The sequence below is a fragment of the Kitasatospora sp. NPDC056181 genome (assembly GCF_042266225.1).
GTDB lineage: Bacteria > Actinomycetota > Actinomycetes > Streptomycetales > Streptomycetaceae > Kitasatospora.
The window spans coordinates 1-22353 of sequence record NZ_JBHJUK010000099.1 but is presented as its reverse complement, the minus strand read 5'-3'; the positions used below and the strand labels follow the sequence as shown (position 1 = coordinate 22353).

Annotated in this window: 21 protein-coding genes; 6 read left to right on the top strand and 15 right to left on the bottom strand. The window is 73.2% G+C overall.

What is annotated here, in order from left to right; genetic code table 11:
* Positions 1–72: 72 nt before the first annotated feature.
* The 3 genes from ACFC1F_RS29930 to ACFC1F_RS29920 form a co-directional block, all read right to left on the bottom strand.
* On the bottom strand, positions 73–948 hold the full coding sequence (locus ACFC1F_RS29930) for an SGNH/GDSL hydrolase family protein (RefSeq protein WP_376162938.1): 876 nt from the start codon (positions 946–948) through the stop codon (positions 73–75).
* A gap of 384 nt (positions 949–1332) precedes the next feature.
* A complete protein-coding gene (locus ACFC1F_RS29925) occupies positions 1333–1785 on the bottom strand; it encodes a DUF3291 domain-containing protein (protein ID WP_376162936.1) in 453 nt (150 codons plus the stop codon).
* Between the two features lie 10 nt (positions 1786–1795).
* Positions 1796–2317 (bottom strand): winged helix-turn-helix transcriptional regulator, encoded by a 522-nt coding sequence (locus ACFC1F_RS29920; RefSeq protein ID WP_376162935.1) that lies wholly within the window; start codon positions 2315–2317, stop codon positions 1796–1798.
* A 97-nt stretch (positions 2318–2414) separates the two neighbouring features.
* Here ACFC1F_RS29920 and ACFC1F_RS29915 point away from each other — a divergent pair, with 97 nt between their 5' ends.
* Both ACFC1F_RS29915 and ACFC1F_RS29910 read left to right on the top strand, forming a co-directional pair.
* Positions 2415–3629, top strand: coding sequence for a pyridoxal phosphate-dependent aminotransferase (locus tag ACFC1F_RS29915; protein WP_209414308.1), 1215 nt, complete (start codon positions 2415–2417; stop codon positions 3627–3629).
* Between the two features lie 198 nt (positions 3630–3827).
* A complete protein-coding gene (locus ACFC1F_RS29910) occupies positions 3828–4160 on the top strand; it encodes a YnfA family protein (protein ID WP_148645715.1) in 333 nt (110 codons plus the stop codon).
* Between the two features lie 128 nt (positions 4161–4288).
* Here ACFC1F_RS29910 and ACFC1F_RS29905 read toward each other — a convergent pair whose 3' ends face one another.
* The gene (locus ACFC1F_RS29905; RefSeq protein ID WP_376162932.1) at positions 4289–5398 is read right to left on the bottom strand and encodes a sugar ABC transporter substrate-binding protein; all 1110 of its coding nucleotides are present in this window, start codon (positions 5396–5398) and stop codon (positions 4289–4291) included.
* Between the two features lie 306 nt (positions 5399–5704).
* On the opposite strand from ACFC1F_RS29905, the gene ACFC1F_RS29900 reads away from it, so the two are divergent.
* The gene (locus tag ACFC1F_RS29900) at positions 5705–6187 is read left to right on the top strand and encodes a peroxiredoxin (RefSeq protein ID WP_376162930.1); all 483 of its coding nucleotides are present in this window, start codon (positions 5705–5707) and stop codon (positions 6185–6187) included.
* A gap of 135 nt (positions 6188–6322) precedes the next feature.
* Here ACFC1F_RS29900 and ACFC1F_RS29895 read toward each other — a convergent pair whose 3' ends face one another.
* The 4 genes from ACFC1F_RS29895 to ACFC1F_RS29880 all read right to left on the bottom strand — a co-directional run bounded on the left by ACFC1F_RS29895 (position 6323) and on the right by ACFC1F_RS29880 (position 11122).
* Positions 6323–7990, bottom strand: coding sequence for a fibronectin type III domain-containing protein (locus tag ACFC1F_RS29895; RefSeq protein WP_376162928.1), 1668 nt, complete (start codon positions 7988–7990; stop codon positions 6323–6325).
* A gap of 327 nt (positions 7991–8317) precedes the next feature.
* Positions 8318–8569: a hypothetical protein gene (locus ACFC1F_RS29890; RefSeq protein WP_148645711.1), complete on the bottom strand. Its 252-nt coding sequence runs from the start codon at positions 8567–8569 to the stop codon at positions 8318–8320.
* 163 nt (positions 8570–8732) lie between these two features.
* Positions 8733–9155 carry a (2Fe-2S) ferredoxin domain-containing protein gene (locus ACFC1F_RS29885; RefSeq protein ID WP_209414303.1) on the bottom strand — a complete coding sequence of 141 codons (423 nt, stop codon included), beginning with the start codon at positions 9153–9155 and terminating at the stop codon, positions 8733–8735.
* Positions 9152–11122, bottom strand: a complete 1971-nt coding sequence (locus ACFC1F_RS29880; protein WP_376162925.1) for a heavy metal translocating P-type ATPase — start codon at positions 11120–11122, stop codon at positions 9152–9154. Before ACFC1F_RS29880 ends, ACFC1F_RS29885 begins: the two co-directional genes overlap by 4 nt.
* A gap of 88 nt (positions 11123–11210) precedes the next feature.
* Here ACFC1F_RS29880 and ACFC1F_RS29875 point away from each other — a divergent pair, with 88 nt between their 5' ends.
* On the top strand, positions 11211–11561 hold the full coding sequence (locus tag ACFC1F_RS29875) for a metalloregulator ArsR/SmtB family transcription factor (RefSeq protein ID WP_209414301.1): 351 nt from the start codon (positions 11211–11213) through the stop codon (positions 11559–11561).
* 93 nt (positions 11562–11654) lie between these two features.
* On the opposite strand, the gene ACFC1F_RS29870 is transcribed toward ACFC1F_RS29875, so the two are convergent.
* Positions 11655–12038, bottom strand: coding sequence for a winged helix-turn-helix transcriptional regulator (locus ACFC1F_RS29870; RefSeq protein WP_376162923.1), 384 nt, complete (start codon positions 12036–12038; stop codon positions 11655–11657).
* A 77-nt stretch (positions 12039–12115) separates the two neighbouring features.
* Between ACFC1F_RS29870 and ACFC1F_RS29865 the strand changes: the two genes are divergently transcribed.
* Positions 12116–12763, top strand: coding sequence for an NADPH-dependent F420 reductase (locus ACFC1F_RS29865; RefSeq protein WP_376162921.1), 648 nt, complete (start codon positions 12116–12118; stop codon positions 12761–12763).
* Between the two features lie 12 nt (positions 12764–12775).
* Here the strand turns inward: ACFC1F_RS29865 and ACFC1F_RS29860 are convergent, their stop codons facing one another.
* From ACFC1F_RS29860 to ACFC1F_RS29850, 3 genes are all read right to left on the bottom strand, one after another.
* Complete coding sequence (locus ACFC1F_RS29860; RefSeq protein WP_376162919.1) at positions 12776–14746, bottom strand: protein kinase; 1971 nt, start codon at positions 14744–14746, stop codon at positions 12776–12778.
* Between the two features lie 61 nt (positions 14747–14807).
* Complete coding sequence (locus ACFC1F_RS29855) at positions 14808–15446, bottom strand: TetR/AcrR family transcriptional regulator (RefSeq protein ID WP_376162917.1); 639 nt, start codon at positions 15444–15446, stop codon at positions 14808–14810.
* Between the two features lie 140 nt (positions 15447–15586).
* Positions 15587–17242, bottom strand: coding sequence for an FAD-binding dehydrogenase (locus ACFC1F_RS29850; RefSeq protein ID WP_376162915.1), 1656 nt, complete (start codon positions 17240–17242; stop codon positions 15587–15589).
* A 327-nt stretch (positions 17243–17569) separates the two neighbouring features.
* Between ACFC1F_RS29850 and ACFC1F_RS29845 the strand changes: the two genes are divergently transcribed.
* A complete protein-coding gene (locus tag ACFC1F_RS29845; RefSeq protein ID WP_376162913.1) occupies positions 17570–18535 on the top strand; it encodes an SGNH/GDSL hydrolase family protein in 966 nt (321 codons plus the stop codon).
* Between the two features lie 72 nt (positions 18536–18607).
* Here ACFC1F_RS29845 and ACFC1F_RS29840 read toward each other — a convergent pair whose 3' ends face one another.
* From ACFC1F_RS29840 to ACFC1F_RS29830, 3 genes are all read right to left on the bottom strand, one after another.
* On the bottom strand, positions 18608–20491 hold the full coding sequence (locus ACFC1F_RS29840) for an endonuclease/exonuclease/phosphatase family protein (RefSeq protein ID WP_376162911.1): 1884 nt from the start codon (positions 20489–20491) through the stop codon (positions 18608–18610).
* Between the two features lie 354 nt (positions 20492–20845).
* Complete coding sequence (locus ACFC1F_RS29835) at positions 20846–21985, bottom strand: FG-GAP-like repeat-containing protein (RefSeq protein WP_209414294.1); 1140 nt, start codon at positions 21983–21985, stop codon at positions 20846–20848.
* A 68-nt stretch (positions 21986–22053) separates the two neighbouring features.
* Positions 22054–22353, bottom strand: a 300-nt coding sequence (locus tag ACFC1F_RS29830; RefSeq protein WP_376162910.1) for an FG-GAP repeat domain-containing protein, incomplete at its 5' end; no start/stop codon positions are given.

Below are 22353 nucleotides of genomic sequence, written 5' to 3'. Positions count from 1 at the left end.
CCGCCGGCCCCGCCGGACGAGCGCCCGCCCCGACCCCGCGGGCCCCTCGGACCAACTAGCCCTTCGGACCAGCTAGTGGTCGGACGGCTCGTACGGGAGCAGTTCGGCGCGCTTCGGGGGCCGGCCGTCGCCGGACGAGCGGCCGGTGAGGCGGCGGCCGAGCCAGGGGCCGAGGTGGGTGCGGGCCCAGCGGGCGTCGGCGGCCAGCTTCTCGGAGCGGCCGCGCGGCGCGGCGGCCGGCAGCGGGGCGCGCCAGTCGAAGGAGGCGGGCCGGCCGAGCGACTCCAGTACGGCCTCGGCGACCCTGCGGTGACCCTCGGGCGAGAGGTGGAGGCGGTCCTCGGCCCAGAGCCGGCGGTCGTCGAAGCAGGGCGCGGAGAACAGGTCGACCACCGCGATGCCCGGGTCCTGGCCGAGCTCGTGCACGAAGGCCTTCATCCGCAGGATCGCCGGGAGCAGCCGGGCGCTGCCGGCCATCCTGCGGGTGGGGTCGGTACTGGTGAACATCACCACGGTGGCGCCGGTGGCGCGCAACGCGGCGGCGGAGCGGCCGAGCAGCTCCTCGACCCGGGCGATGTCGCAGCGCGGGCGCAGCACGTCGTTGAGGCCGCCGGCCAGGGTGACCAGTTCGGCGCCCATCGCGGTGGCGGCGGGAACCTGCTCGTCGTGGATCTGGCCGATGAGCTTGCCCCGGACGGCGAGGTTGGCGTACCGGAAGGCGCCGGCTGGCTGCTCGGCGGCGAGGCGGTCGGCGACCCGGTCGGCCCAGCCGCGGTACTGGCCGTCGGGGAGCAGCTCGTCGCACATGCCCTCGGTGAAGGAGTCCCCGACGGCGACGTAGCCGGCGTATCCGGTCCGACCGGTCCGGCCACCGGGAGCGGCGTGAGTGGGCTCTCCGGTGGGCGTGGTGGGCACGCTGGGCGCGCTCTTCTCCGCTGTGTTCTCCATAGCCCGACGATCGTACGCGCAGGGCCCCGGCGTGCGACGGCGGGGCTCGTCCGCTTCCGGCCCGGACGGGTTCGCGTCGGCAGGACCGCATCGAGGGGACCGCAGCAGCACACCGCATCAACGCGACCGCTCATCGATCACCGATCACCCGTTTATCGGTGCCCGGCACTGTGATGCGACCTCACCGCCCGTTCCCCGGGCCCCGGCCACGGCGCCGGGCAGCCCGGAGGCAGGAGCGTGCGGTGTGCGCGTGCGCGGCGTTCGAGCCGTCGGCGCGGGGCCACGACCGGCGACGGGGGTGCCGGTCGTGGCCCGGGCCACGACCCGGGCCGCGCCCGGCCGCGCCCGGCCGGGTCCGACCCCGCGCACCGCGCACCGCGGCCGTCAGACCGCCGGCGGCTCGAACAGCGTCCTCATGGTGAACGCCTCCGGGGTCGGCCCCTCCGCCCGCAGCAGGGTGAGCTTCTGCTGGGCCTCCTGCGGAGTGGGGCGGTGACCCGCCGGCACCCACCAGAGGACGGTCATCGCCTCGGTAGGGCGGGCGAACCACTCGCGGCGGCGTCGCATGACCGCCCGGTGTTCGGGGTGGTAGACGTAGGCGTCGAGCGCCTTGGGGTCCCGCCAGACGGAGAGGTTGACCAGCAGCCACTCGTCGTCGAAGATCCGAAATCCGGTGGCGTAGCCGCCGTCCTCCTTGAGGCGCCAGACGAAGCCGTCGGCCTCGTCGGCCAGGGCGTTGACCCGCCCGAGGGCGGCGACGAAGTCCGCGAGCAGCGGACTGTCGACGGGTTCGAGCATCCGCGAGATATTCACCTGGGCGAGTTCGTAGGACGTCACCCGCTGAACGCTAACCCGCCGCCGCCACCGTGTCTGCGGCTGTCCCACGCCCGGCCTCCGTCACGGCGCGTCCGGCCTCGGCCCCGTGCGATCCCTGCGCCCCGTGTGACCGCTGCGCCCCGTGCGGTCCCTCGGCCGCGTACGGTCCTTCCGTCCCGAACCCGCCCGTGGTGCCGGTGACCCAGTGCGCCCGCACCGCGTCCGTCGGCCGCTGCTCACCGAGGGCGCCGAGGCCCCAGACCCCCAGCGCGTCGACCACCTGACGGAGCGTCGCGCCGCGCTCGGTGAGCTCGTACACGGTGGCGTTGGCGGGCCGTTCGAGCCGGCGGCGCAGGACCAGGCCCTCGCCCTCCAACTGCTTGAGCCGCGCGGCGAGGATGTCGGTGGAGACGCCGGGCAGGTCGGCGTGCAGGTCCGTGTAGCGGCGCGGGCCGGCCAGGAGTTCACGGACGATCAGGAGGCTCCAGCGCTCCCCCACCGCGTCCAGGGCGCGGGCGACGGCGCAGTACTGGTCGTAGCTTCGGCGTGACATGTGGATCAGCATAGCCAAAAGGTTGGACTTTCCAAGTGCTTACTTGGTAGAACAAAGTAACCATGAACCATGCGGGGTGACGGTCGGGAGGCCGCAGATGGAGTTTCGGCAGTCCAGCAAGCTGACGGACGTGTGTTACGAGATCCGGGGCCCGGTGGTCGACCGGGCCAACGCCCTGGAGGAGGCCGGGCACAGCGTGCTCCGGCTGAACACCGGGAACCCGGCGACGTTCGGCTTCGAGGCGCCGGAAGAGATCATCCAGGACATCATCCGCAACCTGCCCAACGCGCACGGTTACAGCGACTCCCGCGGCATCCTGCCCGCCCGCCGCGCCGTCGTGCAGTACTACCAGCAGCGCGGCGTCAACGGGGTCACCGTCAACGACGTCTACCTCGGCAACGGCGTCTCCGAGCTGATCCAGATGGCCGTCACGGCGCTGGTGGACGACGGCGACGAGGTGCTCGTCCCGATGCCGGACTACCCGCTCTGGACGGCCGTGGTCCGGCTGGCCGGCGGCAAGGCGGTGCACTACGCCTGCGACGAGGAGGCGGAGTGGTACCCCGACCTCGACGACATCGCGGCGAAGATCACCGCCCGCACCAAGGCCATCGTGGTCATCAACCCGAACAACCCGACGGGCGCGGTCTATCCGAAGGAGCTGCTGGAGGGCATCCTCGAACTCGCCCGCCGGCACCACCTGATGGTCCTCGCGGACGAGATCTACGACAAGATCCTCTACGACGGCACCGAGCACCACTGCCTGGCCGCCCTCGCCGACGACGTGCTCACCCTCACCTTCAACGGCCTCTCCAAGTCCTACCGGGTGGCGGGCTTCCGCAGCGGCTGGCTGGTGGTCTCCGGACCCAAGCAGCTCGCCGCCGACTACCTGGAGGGGCTGACCATGCTCTCCGGCATGCGGCTCTGCCCCAACGTCCCGGCCCAGTACGCCGTGCAGGCCGCACTCGGCGGCCACCAGTCCATCAACGACCTCGTCCTGCCCGGCGGCCGGCTCACCGAGCAGCGCGACGTCGCCCACAAGGCGCTGAACGAGATCCCCGGCGTCAGCTGCGTCAAGCCCAAGGGCGCGCTGTACGCGTTCGCCAAGCTCGACCCCGCCGTGCACAAGATCGTCGACGACGAGCAGTTCGTACTGGACCTGCTGCTGCGCGAGAAGATCCACGTCGTCCAGGGCACCGGCTTCAACTGGCCCCGCCCGGACCACTTCCGCTTCGTCACCCTCCCCCGCGCCGACGACCTGGAGACGGCGATCAACCGCATCGGCCGCTTCCTCACCACCTACCGCCAGGTCTGACGCCCCGCCGCGGGGCCCCGGATGCACCCCCGGGGCCCCGGGCAGCACCCCGGAGGCCGCGCCGTCGCGCGCGCCGACCTCCAAGGCGCCGGAGCGCAAGGACGAACCCCTGGCTGTCCTGGAGGAGTACGCCGCCCTGGAGGAGTACTACGGCCCGTCCTGCGGGGGCGGCCTCTACGGCTCGTAGGCTTGGCGCCCATGACCGTCCTCCGCTCCGCCGCCCTGTTCGCCCTCGCCGCGCTCGCCGAGATCGGCGGCTGCTGGCTGGTCTGGCAGAGCGTGCGCGAGTCCCGGCCGTGGTGGCTGGCCGGGCTCGGGGTGGTGCTGCTCGGCGGGTACGGCTTCGTCGCCGCGCTCCAGCCGGACAGCCACTTCGGCCGGGTGCTGGCCGCGTACGGAGGCGTCTTCGTGGCCGGCTCGCTGCTCTGGGGCGTGGTGGTGGACGGGTTCCGGCCCACCCGCTACGACGTGGCCGGGGCGCTGATCTGCCTGGCCGGGGTAGCCGTGATCATGTACGGACCCCGGCGCTGAACGACTGACCGACCGACCGGCTCTGCGGCCGGACGGGTGCGCGACCGACCGGCTCCGCAGCCGGACGGCCATCCGGGTGCCGGGACACCGGACACCCGGACGGCCGCCCCGCCGCAGGCCTCCGCGCGCTACCTGACACCGGCCGCCGCGCAGGCGTCCGCGTACTGCGGGGTGCAGATCTCGGTCGCCTTGTAGAGGCCGCCGCCGACCACCGTCGCCTGCACCTTCGGCTTGGTCACCACGATCGGGGTGAGCAGCAGCGAGGGAATGCGCAGCCCGCCGCTGTCGACGACCGCGCTGACCGACGAGCTGATGTCCATCCCCTTCAGCAGCTGAACGGCGATGCTGCCCGCGGCGTCCGTCTCGGGCTTGTAGGGCTTGTAGATGGTGAAGGCCTGCTCGCCCGAGAGCACCCGGCGCACCGCGTCCAGCGAGGCGTCCTGCCCGCCGACCGGGACGTTCCTGATCCCGGCCGCCTTCAGCGTCTCGATGACGGAGGCCGCCATGCCGTCGTTGGCGGCGTACACGGCCTGGAAGCCGTCCTTGCCGAGGGTGCGGATGGCCTCGTTCATCTTCGCCGTGGCCACCTCCGGCTTCCACTCGCCGGACTGCTCGTAGACGATCTTCTTGACCTTCTCGTCGAGCGCCCGGTGCGCGCCGGTCTTGAACATCGCGGCGTTGGGGTCGGACTCGGCGCCGTTGATCATCACGACCGAGGCGGAGGAGGCCTTCGGGCCGAGCGCCTCCAGCAGGGCCTGGCCCTGGATCTCGCCGGTGCGCTGGTTGTCGAAGGAGACGTACGCGGCGACCTTGCCCTCGGCCAGCCGGTCGTAGGCGATGACCTTCGCCCCCTTCGCGGCGGCGGCCTCGACCCAGGGTGCGGTGACCTTGGCGTTCACCGGGTCGAGCAGGATGACCTTGACGCCCTTGGCCAGCAGGTCGTCGAACTGCTGCTTCTGGGCGGCCTCGTTGCCGTCCGCATTGGCGTAGTCGACGACGCAGCCGGTGCAGAGCGATCCCACCGTGGACTCGATCAGCGGCTTGTCGAAGGCCTCGTACCGGGTGGAGGACGCCTTTTCGGGCAGCAGCAGACCGACGGTCGTGCTCGCCACGCCGTCCGTACGGGGCCCTGCGTCGCTCCCGCCGCAGGCCGCGAGGGTGAGGGCCAGCGACACGGCTGCCGTGCCCGCGGCGACGCAGCGGGTCGTTCTGGCCGCGCGCCGGGTCGTTCTCTTCATGGTGGGGATTGCCTCCTGACTGCGCCGCGGCGTTGCGGCAGAGGACGGAGTCAATCCGCACCCGAGGCCCACGTCAATAACTGAAGGGACAACTCGTTACCGGGCTGCTCGATTCGTTATGAAGTGAAGACTTTGCGGACATCGCTGCACGACAGCCATGACACCACCACGTACCGGCGTCAATTCTTCAACGAGGAAGGGGCATTGGAGAGGATCCGGCGGACGGCGACGGGGTGGGCGGGCCCGGGCCGGGCGGCCGTAGGGTGGGCGGCGACCGCGCTGCCGCTTGCGAAGGACGGGACGACCATGGCGAAACCACCCGAGATCGGCGCCCCGGCACCCGGGTTCACCCTGCCCGGGCTGCTGCTGGACGAGGAGAGCGGGACCGTGGAGCGCCGGGAGTACCGGCTCGCCGAGGCGAAGGGCAGCCCGCTGGTGCTGGTCTTCTACCCGGGCGACGACACCCCCGTCTGTACGAAGCAGCTCTGCTCGTACAGCTCCGACCTGGACCGCTTCCGCGGGCTCGGCGCCACCGTGTGGGGCATCAGCCCCCAGGGGCTGGACAGCCACGAGCAGTTCGCCCGCAAGCACCGTCTGGGCTTCCCGCTGCTCGCCGACCCGGAGCGGACCGTCGTCCGCGCGTACGGCATCGCGGTGCCCGGGCTCGGGCTGCGCCGGTCGGTGTTCGTCCTGGACTCCGACGGCACGGTGCGGTGGAAGCACGTCGCGCTGGCCGGGCTGACCTTCCAGCACAGCGACACCCTGGCGGAGCAGCTGGCCGCCCTCTGACGACGCGCGACGGCCCGGCCGGGAGCTTGGGTTCGGCCCCGGCCGGGCCGTCGTCGGAGCAGGGGCGCGCCGGAAGGCGTGATCCGGCGAGCGCCGGCGCCCGGGAGCGCCGAAGCGCCTACCGGGCGCGGTCCGTCACCAGCCCCAGCCGCCGCCCTCGCCGTCGTCGTCCGTCTTGCCGTCCCAGCCCTCGCCGACCTTGCGCAGGATCGTGTAGTGGTCGACCTGCGTGCCGTCCTCGGCCAGTGCGGTGACCTTCATGGACGACTTCTGACCCAGGTGGGCCGGGGTGACGTCGACCTTGATGAAGGAGTAGCCGGTGTAGCGGACCCGCGACCACTCGACCGTCTCGGTGACCTTCACGCCGCCCTTGGCGAAGTGGTAGGTCTCCACCGAGTCGAGGCGCTGCTCGTGCCCCTCGTAGGTGTCCGGGGCGTCGAAGCGGTACAGGCTCCGGCCGGCCGCGCCCGCCGTCACGTAGACGACGCCGTCGGTGGCGGGCTCGATGGTGGCGCCGCTCGGCACCGCCTTGGAGACCTTGTTGCCCAGGATCGCGTCGGTGCGCTCGTAGACGTGGTTGTGGCCGTTGATGACCAGGTCCACCCGGTACTTCTCGAACAGCGGCACCCACGCCTCGCGGACACCGCCCTCGGAGGCGTGCTGGTGGGTGGTGGAGAAGGCGCAGTGGTGGAAGAAGACCACGATGAAGTCGATGGTCTCGTCGTTGCGCAGGTCCTTGAGGGTGCGCTGCAGCCACGAGGTCTGCTTGCCCGCCGAGATCCCCAGGTTGACCGGGATCTCGTAGGAGACGTCGTTGGCGTCCAGCGAGATGACGCCGACGTTCTTGTAGCGGAAGGAGTAGACGCCGGGGACGGTCCGCGGGTCCGGGCCGTTGTCCGGCAGGTAGAACCGGGTGTTCTCGCCGCCGTAGCCGTTGTGCGAGTACCAGGCCTCCATGTCGTGGTTGCCGTAGGAGACCATCCACGGCACCTTCGACGCGACCGTCTCGGTCTGCACCAGGAAGTCGTCCCAGGTGCGGGCGTTGTAGACCGACTTGTCGGGGTCGGTGCCGGAGCCGGCCGGGTCGGCGTAGCAGATGTCGCCGGCGTGCAGGTGGAAGGCCGGGTTCTGGGCCAGGATGATGTGGTCGTTGCCGGCCGCGTGCGCGCTGACGCCCTGGTCGCCGAAGGCGGTGAAGGTGAACGGCTCGTACACCTTGCCCCAGCGGTGGTCGCGCGAGGGCGCGGTGCGGAAGGTGTTGAGGGTGGAGATCGCCTGCTGCGAGGCGGGGTCGAAGCCCTGGTGGCCGACACCGTAGTAGTACGTGGTGTCGGGCTGGAGGTCCTCCAGCGCCACGTGCAGGTAGTACTGGTCCACCGGCTGGCCGGTCGGGGTCAGCGCGGGGGTGTGCAGGGCGCGCACCTCGGCCTGGACCTTGTGGCTGAGGTCCCACGGGTGCTTGCCGTAGCGCAGGAACGGCTTCTTCACCGGGGCCGGGACCTGCCAGGAGACCCGGAACTGGGTGTCCGGCTCGGGGCCGAAGGCGAGGTGACGGCCGATCGGGGCGACCAGCGAGCCGTCGACGCCGTCGGTCACACCGCCCGTCAGCAGCTGCGGGGAGGCCGGCGCGGCGGTCGCGGTGCCGCTGCCCAGCGCACCGCCCACGGCCAGCGCGCCGACGGTGACGGCGCCGGTGCGCAGCATCCGGCGGCGGGAGAAACGGGCCCGCAGGTACTCGTGCTGCTCGGCCATGCTCATGCGGTCGGCGAGCTTCGCGGGCACGCCCATGTTGGGGATATCCATGGGCGGGACTCTTCCAGCGGAGCGTGGACCGGACACGGACGTGCGGTGAACGAGCACCGGCGCGCCGGTCAGTCGAACGCCAATGTTCGACCATGCTTCGGCAAAGCCTCGGTGCGCGTGCGGACCGGACGCGATCATCCGCCCTCCCACCGGCCCTGATGCACCCGCACGTGCCGACCGGTCAGGAGTCGCACCGTCAGGCGCCGGACGGACGGTGGCGAGGACGCCGGGACGAGCGGTGGCGCGGACGGACGAACGCTGGCGCGGACGCCCGGACGAACGGTGGCGCGGACACCCGGACGGCCACGCCGCCGGACGGCCGGACGGTCAGGAGGCCTCGTCCCAGGTGGAGGGGGCACGGTTGCCGGTGCCGTCGCAGGTGCGGCAGATCTCGTCGCGGTAGGCGTGCTTGGCGCCGGCGGCGTCGACCCGGTAGCGGACGTAGACGCCCGTGCCGTCGCAGAGGAAGCAGTTGCCGCCCCCGCCGCCGACCTCGGTGGTGCCGGTGCCCTGGCAGGTGCGGCAGCTGAGACCGGCGGTGCGGCCGGTGCCCGCGCAGATACGGCAGACCGTGGTCACGTCGTCTTTCCTCCCAAGCCGGGGCGCCCCAGGAAATGGTAGTGCCCCGGCCCGCCGCGCGGACCGCCGAGGAACGTGCCCACGGTCGGCGGACGGCCGTCCGGCGGCCCGGCGCCCAACGGCCCGGCGGTCCGGCTCCGCGGCCGGGCCGCGGAGATCGGCCTCAGCCGGACAGGCCGTCGCGGACGCGGCGGGAGACGCTGATCTGCTGGAGGTCGAGCAGCCCCGGCGGATCGGCCAGGCCGGGGCCGCCGGCGTGCACCCACTCGGCTATCTCCTCGACCATGTCGTCCGCCAGCACCCAGCCCAGCCAGACCGGACGGCCGCCCGCCGCACGGCCCTCGCCGGAGGGGCCGACCACGACGACGTTGGAGTGCGCGCACACGTCCAGGCACTTGACGGCCCGGACCCTGCCCGCCGGGCCGACGGCCTCGCGCAGCCGCTCGTACTGGCCGGCGTGGTCGACGCCCGGGTGCTTCTCCTGGGTGCCGCAGCAGCAGCCCCGGCAGACGGTGACGGTCACCGGGGCGGCGGGCCCCCGCGCGCCGGAGGCCTGCCCGCCGCGCTCACGGTCCCGACGGCTCATCGTGTCTCCCCCTCCTCGTTCGGCAGGGCCCGCCGCCACGCGCGTTCGCGCAGCAGCCGAAGGCCGTTGAGGCCGACGATCACGGTGGAGCCCTCGTGCCCGGCGACGCCGAGCGGCAACGGCAGCGTACCTGCCAGGTCCCAGGCCGCCAGCACGGTGATGAACGCTCCGGCGATCACGAGGTTCTGCACGACCAGCCGGCGGGCCCGCCGGGAGAGCGCCACCACCGCCGGGACGGCGGTCAGTTCGTCGCGCACCACGACCGCGTCGGCGGTCTCCAGCGCGAGGTCCGAGCCGGCCCGGCCCATCGCTACGCCGGTGTGCGCGGCGGCCAGCGCGGGTGCGTCGTTGACGCCGTCGCCGACCATCAGCACCCGGCGTCCGCCGTCGGCGAGCTCGCGGACCGCGGTCAGCTTGTCGTGCGGCAGCAGCCCGCCGCGGACCTCGGTCAGGCCGACCTCCGCGGCGAGGCGGTCGGCGGCCCGCTGGTTGTCGCCGGTGAGCAGGACCGGCGGGCGGCCGGTGAGCGCGGCCAGGCCGCGGACGGCGGTGGCGGCCTGCTCGCGCGGGCGGTCGGCGAGGCCGAGCACGCCGACCGGTTCGCCGTCGCGCAGCACCAGGACGGCGGTACGGCCGGCCTCCTCCAGTCCGGTGACGGCGGGGTGCGTCCGGTACGGGCCGGGTGCGCCGACCGCGACCACCGCTCCGCCGACCAGCGCCCGGACGCCGACGCCCGGGGTGGAGGTGAACCCGTCGGCCGCGGGCACCGCGAGGCCGCGCCCGCGTGCGGCGGAGACCACGGCGCGGGCCAGCGGGTGCTCGCTGGGGTGCTCGGCGGCGGCCGCGAGGGCGAGCAGCTCGTCCTCCGTCGGCCGTTCCTCCCCGGGGACGGCCAGCGGGACCACTTCGGTGACCCGGGGCGTTCCCTCGGTGAGGGTGCCGGTCTTGTCGAGGGCGACGGTGTCGGCCTGGCCCAGCCGCTCCATCACCACCGCCGACTTGACCAGCACGCCGTGCCGGCCGGCGTTGGCGATCGCGGAGAGCAGCGGGGGCATGGTGGCCAGCACCACGGCGCACGGCGAGGCGACGATCATGAAGGTCATGGCGCGCAGCAGGGTGGCGGTCAGTTCGGCGCCGAAGGCGAGCGGGACGGCGAAGAGCAGCAGGGTCGCGGTCACCAGGGCCGCGGCGTAGCGCTGTTCGACCTTCTCGATGAAGAGCTGGGTGGGCGCCTTGGTCTCAGAGGCCTCCTCGACCAGGGCGACGATCCGGGCGATCACGGTGTCGGCGGCGTCCCGCCCGACCCGGACGCGCAGCGCGCCCGTGCCGTTGAGCGTGCCCGCGTACACCTCGTCCCCGGCGGTCCTGGCGACGGGCAGCGGCTCGCCGGTGATGGTGGCCTGGTCGACGTCGCTCGCACCGTCGAGGACGCGGCCGTCGGCGCCGATCCGCTCGCCGGGGCGGACCAGCAGGACGTCGCCGACGGCGAGCCCGGCGGTGGGCACGGTCTCCTCACGGCCGTCGGCACCGATCCGGCAGGCGGTGGCGGGGGCGAGGTCGAGCAGGCCGCGGACGGAGTCGGCGGTGCGGGCGGTGGCGAGTGCCTCCAGGGCGCCACTGGTCGCGAAGATCACGATCAACAGGGCGCCGTCCAGCACCTGGCCGATCGCGACGGCGCCGATCGCGGCCACCACCATCAGCAGGTCGACGTCGAGGGTCCGCTCGCGCAGTGCCTGCAGCCCGGCCCTGGCCGGCTCCCAGCCGCCGGCCAGGTAGGCCACGGCGTACAGCGCCCCGGACGCCCAGCCCGGTCCGCCGGCGAGCTGCACGGCGAGGGCGGCCAGGAAGGCGGCCGTGGCGGCGGCCGCCCAGCGCGCCTCGGGCAGGGCCAGGACCCGGGTGCGGCGCGGCTGTGGTGTCGCGGGTGCGGTGGAGGCCGGCGGTCGGGTGAGCACGGTGGCGGACATGGGCGCCACCATACAGGAACATATGAACACACTTTCATTCGTTCATGTGTGCCCATCCCGTCCGGCACCCGCCCCGTAGGATGCCCCCATGGGACACGCAGCCGCCGAGCACACCGTGCCGCAGATGCGCCTGGACGCATCCAACGCGGCCAAGGTGGCGAGCACGCTCCAGGCCCTCGCCACCCCCTCCCGCCTGCTGATACTCGCCCAGCTCCGCGAGGGCCCGCGGGCCGCCACCGAACTCGCCGACGCCGTCGGCATGGAGCAGTCCGCCTGCTCCCACCAGCTCCGCCTGCTCCGCAACCTCGGCCTGGTCGTCGGCGAGCGCCGCGGCCGCTCGGTGGTCTACTCCCTCCACGACGACCACGTCGCCGCCCTGCTCGACCAGGCCGTCTACCACGTCGACCACCTGCGCCTCGGCCTCCCCGACGAGCGCTGAGCGCTGAGCGCCGGACGACGGGCACCGGGCGACGGGAGACGGCCGGCGGGTACCGGCCTGCGAGTACCGGCCGGTGAGCAGTCGCCCGGGGGATCAGGCTTCCGCCCGGTCCTGCGCCTCCAGGACTTCGTCGCCGTGCCGGTAGCCCCACTCGCCGAGCGCCCCCAGGGCCGGGAGGAGGGTACGGCCGAGCGGGGTGAGCGCGTACTCGACGCGGGGCGGGGTCTCGGCGTAACTGCGGCGCACGACCAGGCCGTTGTACTCCAGGCGGCGCAGCGTCTCGGTGAGGACCTTGGCGCTGATGCCGCCGATCCGGGCCCGCAGTTCGCCGGGGCGTTCGGGGGCGTCGCGCAGCGCCCAGAGCACGACCGAGCTCCAGGTGTTGGCCAGCAGGTCGAAGGCGACCCGCGCCCGGCAGTCCGCCAGGTACGTCTCGCCCGGCACCTCGTCCACCGCTCCCCCTAGCAGGTTCGTCACGCACCGATCGGTAACCACCGCCGTTCCTAGTGTCATCCCGTACCGGCCGAACAGGCCTGAGCGAACGGGAGATTCGGATGCGGATCGGCATCATCGGGGCGGGGAACATGGCGCAGGCACTCGGCGGGCAGTGGGCCCGGGCCGGGCACGAGGTGGTGTTCGGCGCCCGGGACGCGGCGCGGGCGGCCACGGCCGCCGGGCAGGCCGGCGCGGGCGCCCGGGCCGTGGCGGGACCGGCGGCGGCCGCGGCGTTCGGCGAGGCGGTGCTGGTCGCCGTGCCGGCCGACCGGGCGGAGGGCGTCCTGGCGGCAGCGGCCCCGCCCGCCGGGCGGGTGCTGATCGACTGCACCAATCCGGTCGCGTTCCCGCCCCTCACCCTGACCACGGCGGGCGGGCCGTCGATGGCCGAGCGGATCGCGGCCGCCGCACCGGGCACGCACGTGGTGAAGGCGTTCAACGTCTGCCACGAGAGCGTCTGGCGGCTCACCCCGCCGGTCTTCGACGGCCGCCCGTTGGCCGTCCCCCTGTGCGGGGACGACCCGGACGCGCTGGCCCTGGTCGGCCGGCTGGCCGCCGACCTCGGCGCCGAGCCGGTGCCGGCCGGCGGCCTGGCCGCGGCGCGGCTGCTGGAGGCGACCACGGCGTTCGTGATCGGCCTCTGGTTCGCCGGCCGGGACGCCCGGGCCGTCTTCCCGCCGTTGGCTCACGCGGGCGGCCGGGACTGAGCGGAGGCGGGGTCAGGGGATCTGCCACTGCTGGTACTTGTTGCCGGCGGTGCAGGTGGTCATGGTGACCTGCTGGCCTGCGCCGTTGTCGGTCAGGCAGGTCGACCCCGAGTAGTCCTTGAGGTAGTAGACGCCCGAGGTGCCGGCGCCGACCACCGACCAGTTGTTCAGGAAGCCGAACCCCGACGAGAGCATCACCTTCCGGCTCGACCGGTTCGAGAAGTCGGCCTCCTGGACGAGGGCCGGGCTGCTCAGGTTGCACGGGTAGATCTGGTACCAGCCGCCGGGATCCGGGTCCGAACGCACCCAGCCGTAGGCGGTCGTCCCGCCCATGACGGCCGCGGCGCCCGCCGTCGGGCTGCCGGTGGCCAGGCCGAGCTTCTGGCCGTCGGCCACGTTGACGATGTCGCCCCACTTCGCGCCGCCGCACCCGGCGGGCACGGTCGGTGTCGACGGCTTCGGGGCGGGCTGGTTGGGCGCCGGCTGGTTGGGCGCCTGCGTCGTCGGAGCGGGCACGGGAGCCGGTGGGGCGGGCTGGTTGGCTGTGGATCCACCGCCACCACCACCGCCACCACCACCACCGGCGTTCCCGCCACTGTTGCTGCCGCCCCCGCCGCCACCGCCCGGCTTCGGCGCGGTGCCACCCGACCCACTGGCCGCTCCGCCGGCCGCACCCGCCGACGAGCCCGTGCCGCCCGCCGCGGCGCCGCCGCCGCCGGACTGCGGCGCCGAACCCTGGGACTGGCCGCCGGTGTTCGGTGCGGCGGCGGCCTCGGACTGCGCGGCGGCCGGGGCGCTCGGGGTCGCGTCGGCGCTCGCCGGCGGCGTGGTCGGGGTCTGCGAGGCTGGCGGCGTGGTGGCCGCCGACGGATCGCCGGCCGTGGTGGCCGGGGCCGAGACGACGGGCTGCGCGCCGGGGGTCTGCGCCTGCGACTGGAACGGGCTCCGGTCGACCAGCAGGGCCGTGGCGGCACCCGTGGTGATGACCACCGGGACGACGACGGGCACCAGGAACCGGCGCCACGACCGCCCCGCACCGGAGTCCGCGGCCGTCCGCGGCCCCACCGTCGCCACCTCGACCCCGGCGGCGCCGGCCGCCGGGGCCTCGGGAGCGGGGGGAGGCACGGGGCGCACGACCGCGGCGACCGGCGCCGACCGGTCGCCGACCGCGGCCCGTGCCGCGGCCGCCATGGCGGCCGCGTCCGCGAACCGGTCACCGGGCTGTTTGGCCAAGGCGCGCGCGACGAACTCCCGCACCGCCGGCGCGAACTCCTCCGGCAGCTCCGGAGCGGGTTGCTGGACGTGCTTGAGCGCCACCTCGACCACGCTCTCGCCGGTGAACGGCGGCAGGCCGGTGAGCAGTTCGTAGCAGACCACGCCGAGCGAGTAGAGGTCCGAGGCCGGTGTGACGCCCCCGCCCCCGGCCTGCTCGGGCGCCATGTACAGCGCGGTGCCGATCACCACGTTGGTCGCCGTGAGCGTGGTGCTCACCAGCGCCCGCGCGATGCCGAAGTCCGTCACCGTCACCCGGCCGTCGGCCCCGAGCATCAGGTTGGAGGGCTTGACGTCCCGGTGCACGATCTCCTGCTGGTGCGCGGCGTGCAGGGCGTCGAGCGCCGTGGCGAGCATCCCCAGGACCTGCTCGGCGGGCATCGCCCCGTCCTCGGCGAGGGCCTTGTCCAGCGGCCGTCCCTCGACCAGCTCCATGACGATGTAGGCGATCCGCTCGCCCTCCGCGTCGTTCTCGCCGTAGTCGTGGACGTCCACGATGCCCGGGTGGCTGATCGCCGCGAGCAGTTGGGCCTCGCGCCGGAACCGTCTCGCGAACGTCCCCTCCTCCAGCAGCCCCGCGTGCAGGATCTTCACTGCGACCTGCCGTTCCAGCACCCGGTCGTCGGCGCGCCAGACGGCGCCCATGCCCCCGCCGCCGATCCGCTCGGTCAGCGTGTAGCGACCTCCAAGTACGGTCCCCCGCCCAGTCATGCCCCGCCCTTTCCCGGTATCCCGCCCCAACGGGTCGTCAACAACCATGTGCATGCCGCCATCAGTCTCCCCCGTCCGTCACCGCGCCGGTACCGGCGGCCCCCGGCTCGGGCCGCAGCGAGCGCCAGATGCTCTCGGGCAGGATCCGCGCGGCCTCGGCCAGGTCCAGGTCGTAGGTGTCGGACAGCCAGCGGCGGGCCGCCTCCGCGACCGGCCCCATGACCAGGACCTCGACCATCGGCCCGGGCACGGGCGCGATCTCGCCCCGCTCCATCCGGGGCCGCATCCAGGCGCCGATGACCGCCATCCGGGCCGCCTTGGCGGCCCGGATCTGCTCCGCCCGGGCGGCCAGGTAGCCGGAGTAGGCGGAGGCGTGGAGGAAGAGGGCGGCGTCGCGGTGCTCCTGCGTGAAGCGCAGGTAGGCCAGGACGAGCGCCCGCACCCCGGTGCGCGCGGTGCGGCTGCGCTCCAGCGCGGCGGTCATCTCGTCGAACAGCCGCTCCAGGCACCGGATGTAGAGCGCGGCGGCGAGACCGTCGAAGCTCCCGAAGTGGTGGTAGAGACTGCCCAGGCTGACCTTGCTCGCCGTGGTGACGGCGGAGACCGTGAACCCCTCCTGGCCCGACTCCGCGTACACGCGCAGCGCGGTGCTCAGGAGCAGCTCGACGGTCGCCTCGCCCCGCTGCTGCTTGGGGGACATCCCCGGTCCTCCGCTCGACCCCCGGGCGGCCCCCGACACGGACTCGGCCGCCAACTCGGCAAGCATAGGGCAGGGTTGGAGGACTTCTCTAGAAAGAAGCTCTACTTTCGCGGGCGCTCCGGCGCTCCGGCGCCCGCCCGCTACGCCGTCGCGGCGGCGGCCGCGCGACCCGCCGTACGACCGGAGAAGAGGCAGCCGCCGAGGAACGTCCCCTCCAGGGAGCGGTAGCCGTGGACGCCGCCGCCGCCGAAGCCGGCCGCCTCGCCGGCCGCGTACACGCCGTCCAGCACCTCGCCGCCGGGGCGCAGCACCCGGGCGGAGAGGTCGGTCTCCAGCCCGCCGAGCGACTTGCGGGTCAGGATGCCGAGCCGGACGGCGATCAGCGGGGCGGCGGCCGGGTCGAGGAGGCGGTGCGGGGCCGCGGTGCGGATCAGCTTGTCGCCGAGGTACCGGCGGGCGCCGTGGATGGCGGTGACCTGGAGGTCCTTGGCGAACGGGTTGGCGAGCTGGCGGTCCCGGGCCTCGACGGTGCGGCGCAGTTCGTCGGGGTCGATCAGCGCCTCGCGGGTCCTGGCGTTCATGCCGCGCGCGAGGTCGGCCAGGTTGCCGGCGACCACGAAGTCGGGGCCGTGCCGCAGGTGGGCCCGGACCGGGCCGGGGGCGCCGGGCAGGGCGCGGCCGAGGACGCCGCGCAGGGAGCGCCCGGTGAGGTCGGGGTTCTGCTCGGAGCCGGAGAGGGTGAACTCCTTCTCGATGATCTTCTGGCTGAGCACGAACCAGGTGTGGTCGTAGCCGGTGGTGCGGAGGTGTTCGAGCGTGCCGAGGGTGTCGAAGCCGGGGAAGAGCGGGACGGGCAGCCGGCGCCCGCGCGCGTCGAGCCAGAGGGAGGAGGGGCCGGGCAGGATGCGGATGCCGTGCCGGGCCCAGATCGGGTCCCAGTTCTCGATGCCCTCGGTGTAGTGCCACATCCGGTCGCCGTTGATCAGGTTGCCGCCGGCCTCGCCGGTGATGCCGAGCATCAGCCCGTCGACGTGCGCGGGGACGCCGGAGAGCATCCGCTCGGGCGGGGTGCCGAGCCGGGCGGGCCAGGCCTTGCGGACCAGGTCGTGGTTGCCGCCGATGCCGCCGGAGGTGACGATCACGGCCTGGGCGCGCAGCTCGAAGTGGCCGGCCACCTCGCGCGAACTGGCCTCGCCGCGGGCGGCCGCGCTGGGCACCAGCACCTCGCCGCTCACCGTGTCCGTCACCCCGGCGTTGGCGCCGAGTCCGGTGACCCGGTGGCGGAACCGCAGGTCGACCAGCCCGCGGGCGGCCGCGTCCCGGACCCGCCGGACGAAGGGTTCGAGCAGGCCGGGCCCGGTGCCCCAGGTGATGTGGAAGCGGGGCACGGAGTTGCCGGGCCCGTCGGCGAGGAGCCCGCCGCGCTCGGCCCAGCCGACGACGGGGAAGAACCGCACGCCCATCCCGTGCAGCCAGGCCCGCTTCTCGCCGGCCGCGAAGTCGACGTACGCCTCGGCCCAGCGGCGCGGCCAGGCGTCCTCGGGGCGGTCGAAGCCGGCGGTGCCGAGCCAGTCCTGCCGGGCGAGCGCGTGCGAGTCGCGGATCCGCATCCGGCGCTGCTCGGGCGAGTCGACGAAGAAGAGGCCGCCGAAGGACCAGTGCGCCTGCCCGCCGAGGGAGGCCGCGGGCTCCTGGTCGAGCAGGATCACCTTCCGTCCGGCGTCGGCGAGTTCGGCGGTGGCGGCGAGCCCGGCCAGTCCGGCTCCGATGACGATGACGTCGGCGTCCAGGGCCATGCGGGGTCCTCCATCGGTGCTCCGGCGGTGCGCGCGTGCGCCCGATACTGCGGCCTGCGACGGGACGCGTCAACCGGCCGGTAACAACGGGCGGCGACGGCAGTTCGATGACGAGCAGCAGCGCGAATTCCGCTCCGGGGCGTTTCGGAAATACCTTCGATACGCGATGGAGCGTAATTCCGAAATACTTCTGACGGTTTTTCGGAAACTTCCCCGCAATGCATGGACGAACGCGAAACCTGACAGTAACTTACTTGTGAGTAGTAGCTGTGGCCGCGGCTCGCACGACCCCCCACCCACCGTCGTTTCTCTCCCCCAGGAGGAACCGTGCTCCGCCCTGCCCGGAAGCTCCGCACCACCCCCACGTCCGGCTCCGCCGCGCCGAAGGCCCGGAAGTCCGCCCTGCTCGGCGCCGCCGCACTGGGCGCCGCGCTCGCCCTGACCTCCACCAGCGCCCAGGCCGCCACCCCGGCGCCCCACCACTACGTGGCGCTCGGCGACTCGTACGCCGCCGGCGCCGGCGTGCCCGGCCAGTCGGCCGGTCTCTGCCTGCGCTCGGACCGCAACTACGGCCACCTGGTGGCCGCCGCGCTCAAGGCCGGCGCCTACACCGACGTCACCTGCGCCGCCGCCAAGGTGAAGGCGATGACGCAGCCCCAGTACGACGCCTTCCTCCGGGTCAACGACCCCCAGCTGGACGCCGTCACCGCCGACACCGACCTGGTGACCCTCGGCATCGGCGGCAACGACCTCGGCGCCACCGACCTCGGGCTCGGCGACCTGGTCGGCGTCTGCATCGCCGGTGCGGTGGTCAACCCGCTCGGCACCCCCTGCAAGGACGTCTTCCACCACGGGTACTGGGACTGGTCGACCTGGTCCTGGCAGTACGGCAACGACGACCTGGCGGACCGGACAGCGGCCGCGAAGCCGCAGATCGCCGACACGCTCCAGCGCATCCACGCCAAGGCCCCCAAGGCCCGGGTGCTGCTGGTGGGTTACCCGTCCGTACTGCCCGCCGACGGCTCGAAGTGCTTCCTCCGCCAGCCCGTCACCGCCGGCGACGTCGAGTACATGTACGGCGTCCTCGGCAATCTGAACGCCATGCTGAAGGCCACCGCGGCCGCCAACGGCGCCACCTACGTGGACACCGCCACCCCGACCGTCGGCCACGACGTCTGCTCGGACGACCGCTGGATCGAGGGCGCGCTGCCCGGCGCCCCGGCCGTCCCGTTCCACCCGAACGCCACCGGCGAGAAGGTGATGGCGGACGCGGTGCTCGCCGCCCTGCGCTGACGCACCGCGCGAAAGCCCCGAGGGGGCGGTGACCGGACCCCGGTCACCGCCCCCTCGGTCGTGCCGCGGGAACTACGGCTTGATGCGGACCACCTGCGGGTCGTGGTCGCTCGCCTGCACGGCGAACTCGCTGTTGATGTGCACCACGTCGTACTTGGCGTACCCGACCTCGGGGCTCACCAGGACGTGGTCCAGGACCTGCGAGTTGCCCTGGTAGACGTAGGAGTACTGCTCCTTCTCGGGAAGCTCGTTCACCAGGTCGCGGAGCACGCCGTCCTTGGTGAGCGCGGCCAGCGCGGGCGAGAACTGGTAGTCGTTGAAGTCGCCGAGCGAGACCACCTTGGCCTCCTTGTCGGCGGCCAGCAGCTTGGCGACGAAGGCCTGCTCGACGGTGGCCTGCTTGACCCGCTGCACCTCGGAGCTGCGGGCCGGCGCCTGGAAGCGGCTGTCGATGCCCTGGTCGCCGCCCTTGCTGTTGAAGTGGTTGGCGATGACGAAGACCTTCTTGCCGCGGAAGGAGAACTGGCCGACCAGCGGCTTGCGGCTGTTGACCCAGGCCTCGTCCGCGGGGTCGATCCGGCCGGGCGAGGCGGTCAGCGCGGTGGCCGCGCCGGTGCCGGCCACGTCCACCGCGGAGGTGGCGGAGCCGCCGGGGATGTCGGTGAAGGAGACCCGCTGCGGGTTGAAGAGGAAGACCTGGCGGATGTTGCCGCCCGGCTCGCCGCCGTCCTTGCCGTTCTCCGGGTCGATCGAGCGCCACTCGTACGCCGGGCCGCCGGCCGCCTTGATCGCGGCGATGAACTTGGCCACGGTCTGGCTCGCGTCCACCGTGCCGTCGTTCTTGGAGCCGTTGTTGTCCTGGATCTCCTCCAGGGCGATGACGTCGGGCGAACGCAGGTTGGTGACCACGGCCTGGGCCAGGTCGGCGAACTTGGCGTCCGGGTTGCCGGGGGCCAGGTTCTCCACGTTGTAGGTGGCGACGGTGAGTTCGCGCTCGCCGGCCGGGGCCGTCACCTCGCGCTGGAGGTGGTTGTCCCGGAGCGCGCCGAGGGTGCCGGCGACCAGCGTGTAGCCGCCGAACTGGTTGTAGTCCAGCGGGCCGCTGGTGGTGCCGGTCAGCTCGTCGCCGACGTTGGCGACCGGGAACGGCTGCTGGGAGACGGGCGCCTGCTGCTGCACCATCAGGCGGCCGACGTTGGGCTCGGCGTACGACTCGTAGAGCACGCCGCCGCGCTTGCTCCTCTGGTCCTGCTTGTCGGCGGCGACCCAGAGCTCGTTGTACTTGTCGGTCGCCTGGACCACCCGGACGTCCTTGACCTCGACGAGCATGCCCTCCAGCGACTCGTAGAAGTCGAGGGCGTACTTCTCCGGGTTCAGGGTGACGCCGTTGACGGTGCCGTCGGCACCGGCCGCCGGGCTGTAGGTGCCGGGGATGTTGCGGGTGTCCACGACGACCGGCGCCGGCAGCGGGTTGCCGGAGGAGACCACGGTGACGGCCGGGCCGCTCAGCTGGGTGAGCGACTGCGAGCCGCCGCCGAAGTTCGGGTAGTACTCCGTCACCTTGCCGCTCACCAGGACCGAGTCGCCGACCTTGACGGTCGGGGCGGCGCTGCCGGTGTAGACGAAGACGCCCTCGCTGGTGGCCGGGTCGGCGTCCGGGTTCGGGTCCTGGATCCAGAAGCCCTTGGAGCCGTAGCCGCGCACGCCGGTGACGATGCCCGGCACGCCGGCGACGGTCTTGCCCGTCTGCGGGGATATCCGGGTGGTGCCCTGGATGTCGTGGATGCGCAGCGGCCCGGGCTCGGTCGGACCCGCCGGGGCCGCGTCGGCCGAGGGCGCGGCCACGGCGGCCGGGAGCGGGACGAGCACCAGCGAGGCGGCCAGGCCGGCCGGCACGAGGGTGGCACGGAGCAGCGCGCGGCGCGAGCGGGGGCGGGGAGCGGGGGACGTGGTCACCTGGGCGGGACTCCTTGGTCTGCCGTGGCGCGCGGCGGCACGGCAACGGGGGCGGCACGTTCGCCCGGCGGACGTGGGGCCGCCGGGCCGTGAGGGTGGGTCGGAGGTACGCCGAGCAGGCGCACATCGCGCACTACCCGCGTAGAGAGCAGACGGGAGCCGGCAACCGCCCCCCGCAGCGCTCTCAAGATACGCGCGTAGAAAATGACGCGACAAGACCCCGGCGGTGAACAATCCCCGCCGTGGACCGTGCTGACGGTCACACAGTGGCGGGCCCGCCGGCCGGGGAATCCCCTGACCGGCGAGCCCGCCGTACTGAACCCCGCTACCGGACCGACGCCGTCCGACCCCCGTTCACCAGCCGCCGGAGCCGATCTCGGTGCGGGAGCTCAGGCCATTGCCGGTGCCCTTGTAGAGGTAGAGCTTCCCGGTCTGCCCCGGGTCGGAGTCCACCGCCGCCAGGTCACCGATGCCGTCACCCGTGAAGTCCGCGCCCGCGTAGTCGGAGATCCCGTTCCAACCACCCGTGCCGATCTCTACCCGGCTCCCCAGGCCGTTCCCCGTCCCCGGGTACAGCCAGAGCTTGCCGGTCGACTTCTCGGTCGCCACGATGTCGTCCCGGCCGTCCTTGTTCATGTCACCGGGGCTGACGATCTTGTTCATCCCGTTCCAGCCACCGGAACCGATCTCCACCCGCTTGCCCAGGGCGCCGCCGAGGCCGGGGTAGAGGAAGAGCTTGCCGGTCGAGTTCTCGCTCGCCACGACATCGGCCACGCCGTCACCGGTGAAGTCGCCCACCGCGGTGTTGTTCATGCCGTTCCAGCCGCCGCTGCCGATCTCGATCCGGCCCTCGACGCCGTGGCCGTTGCCCGGGTACACCCAGAGCTTGCCGGTCGACTTCTCGGTCGCCACGATGTCGTCCCCGCCGTCACCGTTCAGGTCGCCGACCGCCAGGTTGCCCATCCCGTTCCAGCCACCGTTGCCGATCATCACCCGGCCGCCCAGCGCCCCCGTACCGGTCCCCGGGTAGGAGAACAGCTTGCCGGTCGACACCTCGACCGCCACCAGGTCCTTCTTGCCGTCGCCGTTGAAGTCACCCGCCGTCAGGTTGGTCATCCCCGGGTCGGCCGGCCCCGCCGGGTACGGGTCCGCGTGGTCGGTCGACAGTCCGGTGCCGGGGCTGCACGTCCACGCGCCGGCCCCCTGGTCGGCGAGGATCTTCTCGGCGACCAGGATCTGTTCCTTCTTGGTCGCCTGGTGCGGATAGGCCGCGTACTGGGTGCCGCCGTAGTGCCGCCAGTTGTACTCGGAAATCTGCAGGCCGCCGTAGTAGCCGTTCCCGGTGTTGATGGACCAGTTGCCGCTGCTCTCACAGGCGGCCACCTTGTCCCAGGTGCTGACCGACGCGGCGCCGGCCGTCCCGGCGAGGCAGAGCGGTGCGACGCTCAGCGCGAGGACGGTCAGGCTCCTGCGCAGACGGGTCTGTGCGGACATGGGTGTTCTCCCCCTGGATTCGGTGCGGACCGATGTGGATTCGGGACTGCGTCGTCGTGCTTCGCGGCTCACCAGCCGCCGGAGCCGATCTCGGTGCGGGAGCTCAGGCCGCTGCCGGTGCCCTTGTAGAGGTAGAGCTTCCCGGTCTCGCCCGGGTCGGAGTCCACCGCCGCCAGGTCACCGATCCCGTCACCCGTGAAGTCCGCACCCGCGTAGTCCGAGATCCCGTTCCAACCACCGGTACCGATCTCCACCCGGCTCCCCAGACCGTTCCCCGTCCCCGGGTACAGCCAGAGCTTGCCGGTCGACGTCTCCGTCGCGACGATGTCGTCCCGGCCGTCCTTGTTCATGTCACCGGGGCTGACGAT

What these genes read in the sequence shown, in the direction of transcription:
- ACFC1F_RS29930 (WP_376162938.1), bottom strand. Translation starts at nt 948, where the DNA reads ATGGAGAACACAGCGGAGAAGAGCGCGCCCAGCGTGCCCACCACGCCC.
- ACFC1F_RS29920 (WP_376162935.1), bottom strand. Translation starts at nt 2,317, where the DNA reads ATGTCACGCCGAAGCTACGACCAGTACTGCGCCGTCGCCCGCGCCCTG.
- ACFC1F_RS29915 (WP_209414308.1), top strand. Translation starts at nt 2,415, where the DNA reads ATGGAGTTTCGGCAGTCCAGCAAGCTGACGGACGTGTGTTACGAGATC.
- ACFC1F_RS29910 (WP_148645715.1), top strand. Translation starts at nt 3,828, where the DNA reads ATGACCGTCCTCCGCTCCGCCGCCCTGTTCGCCCTCGCCGCGCTCGCC.
- ACFC1F_RS29905 (WP_376162932.1), bottom strand. Translation starts at nt 5,398, where the DNA reads ATGAAGAGAACGACCCGGCGCGCGGCCAGAACGACCCGCTGCGTCGCC.
- ACFC1F_RS29900 (WP_376162930.1), top strand. Translation starts at nt 5,705, where the DNA reads ATGGCGAAACCACCCGAGATCGGCGCCCCGGCACCCGGGTTCACCCTG.
- ACFC1F_RS29895 (WP_376162928.1), bottom strand. Translation starts at nt 7,990, where the DNA reads ATGGATATCCCCAACATGGGCGTGCCCGCGAAGCTCGCCGACCGCATG.
- ACFC1F_RS29885 (WP_209414303.1), bottom strand. Translation starts at nt 9,155, where the DNA reads ATGAGCCGTCGGGACCGTGAGCGCGGCGGGCAGGCCTCCGGCGCGCGG.
- ACFC1F_RS29880 (WP_376162925.1), bottom strand. Translation starts at nt 11,122, where the DNA reads ATGTCCGCCACCGTGCTCACCCGACCGCCGGCCTCCACCGCACCCGCG.
- ACFC1F_RS29875 (WP_209414301.1), top strand. Translation starts at nt 11,211, where the DNA reads ATGGGACACGCAGCCGCCGAGCACACCGTGCCGCAGATGCGCCTGGAC.
- ACFC1F_RS29865 (WP_376162921.1), top strand. Translation starts at nt 12,116, where the DNA reads ATGCGGATCGGCATCATCGGGGCGGGGAACATGGCGCAGGCACTCGGC.
- ACFC1F_RS29860 (WP_376162919.1), bottom strand. Translation starts at nt 14,746, where the DNA reads ATGACTGGGCGGGGGACCGTACTTGGAGGTCGCTACACGCTGACCGAG.
- ACFC1F_RS29855 (WP_376162917.1), bottom strand. Translation starts at nt 15,446, where the DNA reads ATGTCCCCCAAGCAGCAGCGGGGCGAGGCGACCGTCGAGCTGCTCCTG.
- ACFC1F_RS29850 (WP_376162915.1), bottom strand. Translation starts at nt 17,242, where the DNA reads ATGGCCCTGGACGCCGACGTCATCGTCATCGGAGCCGGACTGGCCGGG.
- ACFC1F_RS29835 (WP_209414294.1), bottom strand. Translation starts at nt 21,985, where the DNA reads ATGTCCGCACAGACCCGTCTGCGCAGGAGCCTGACCGTCCTCGCGCTG.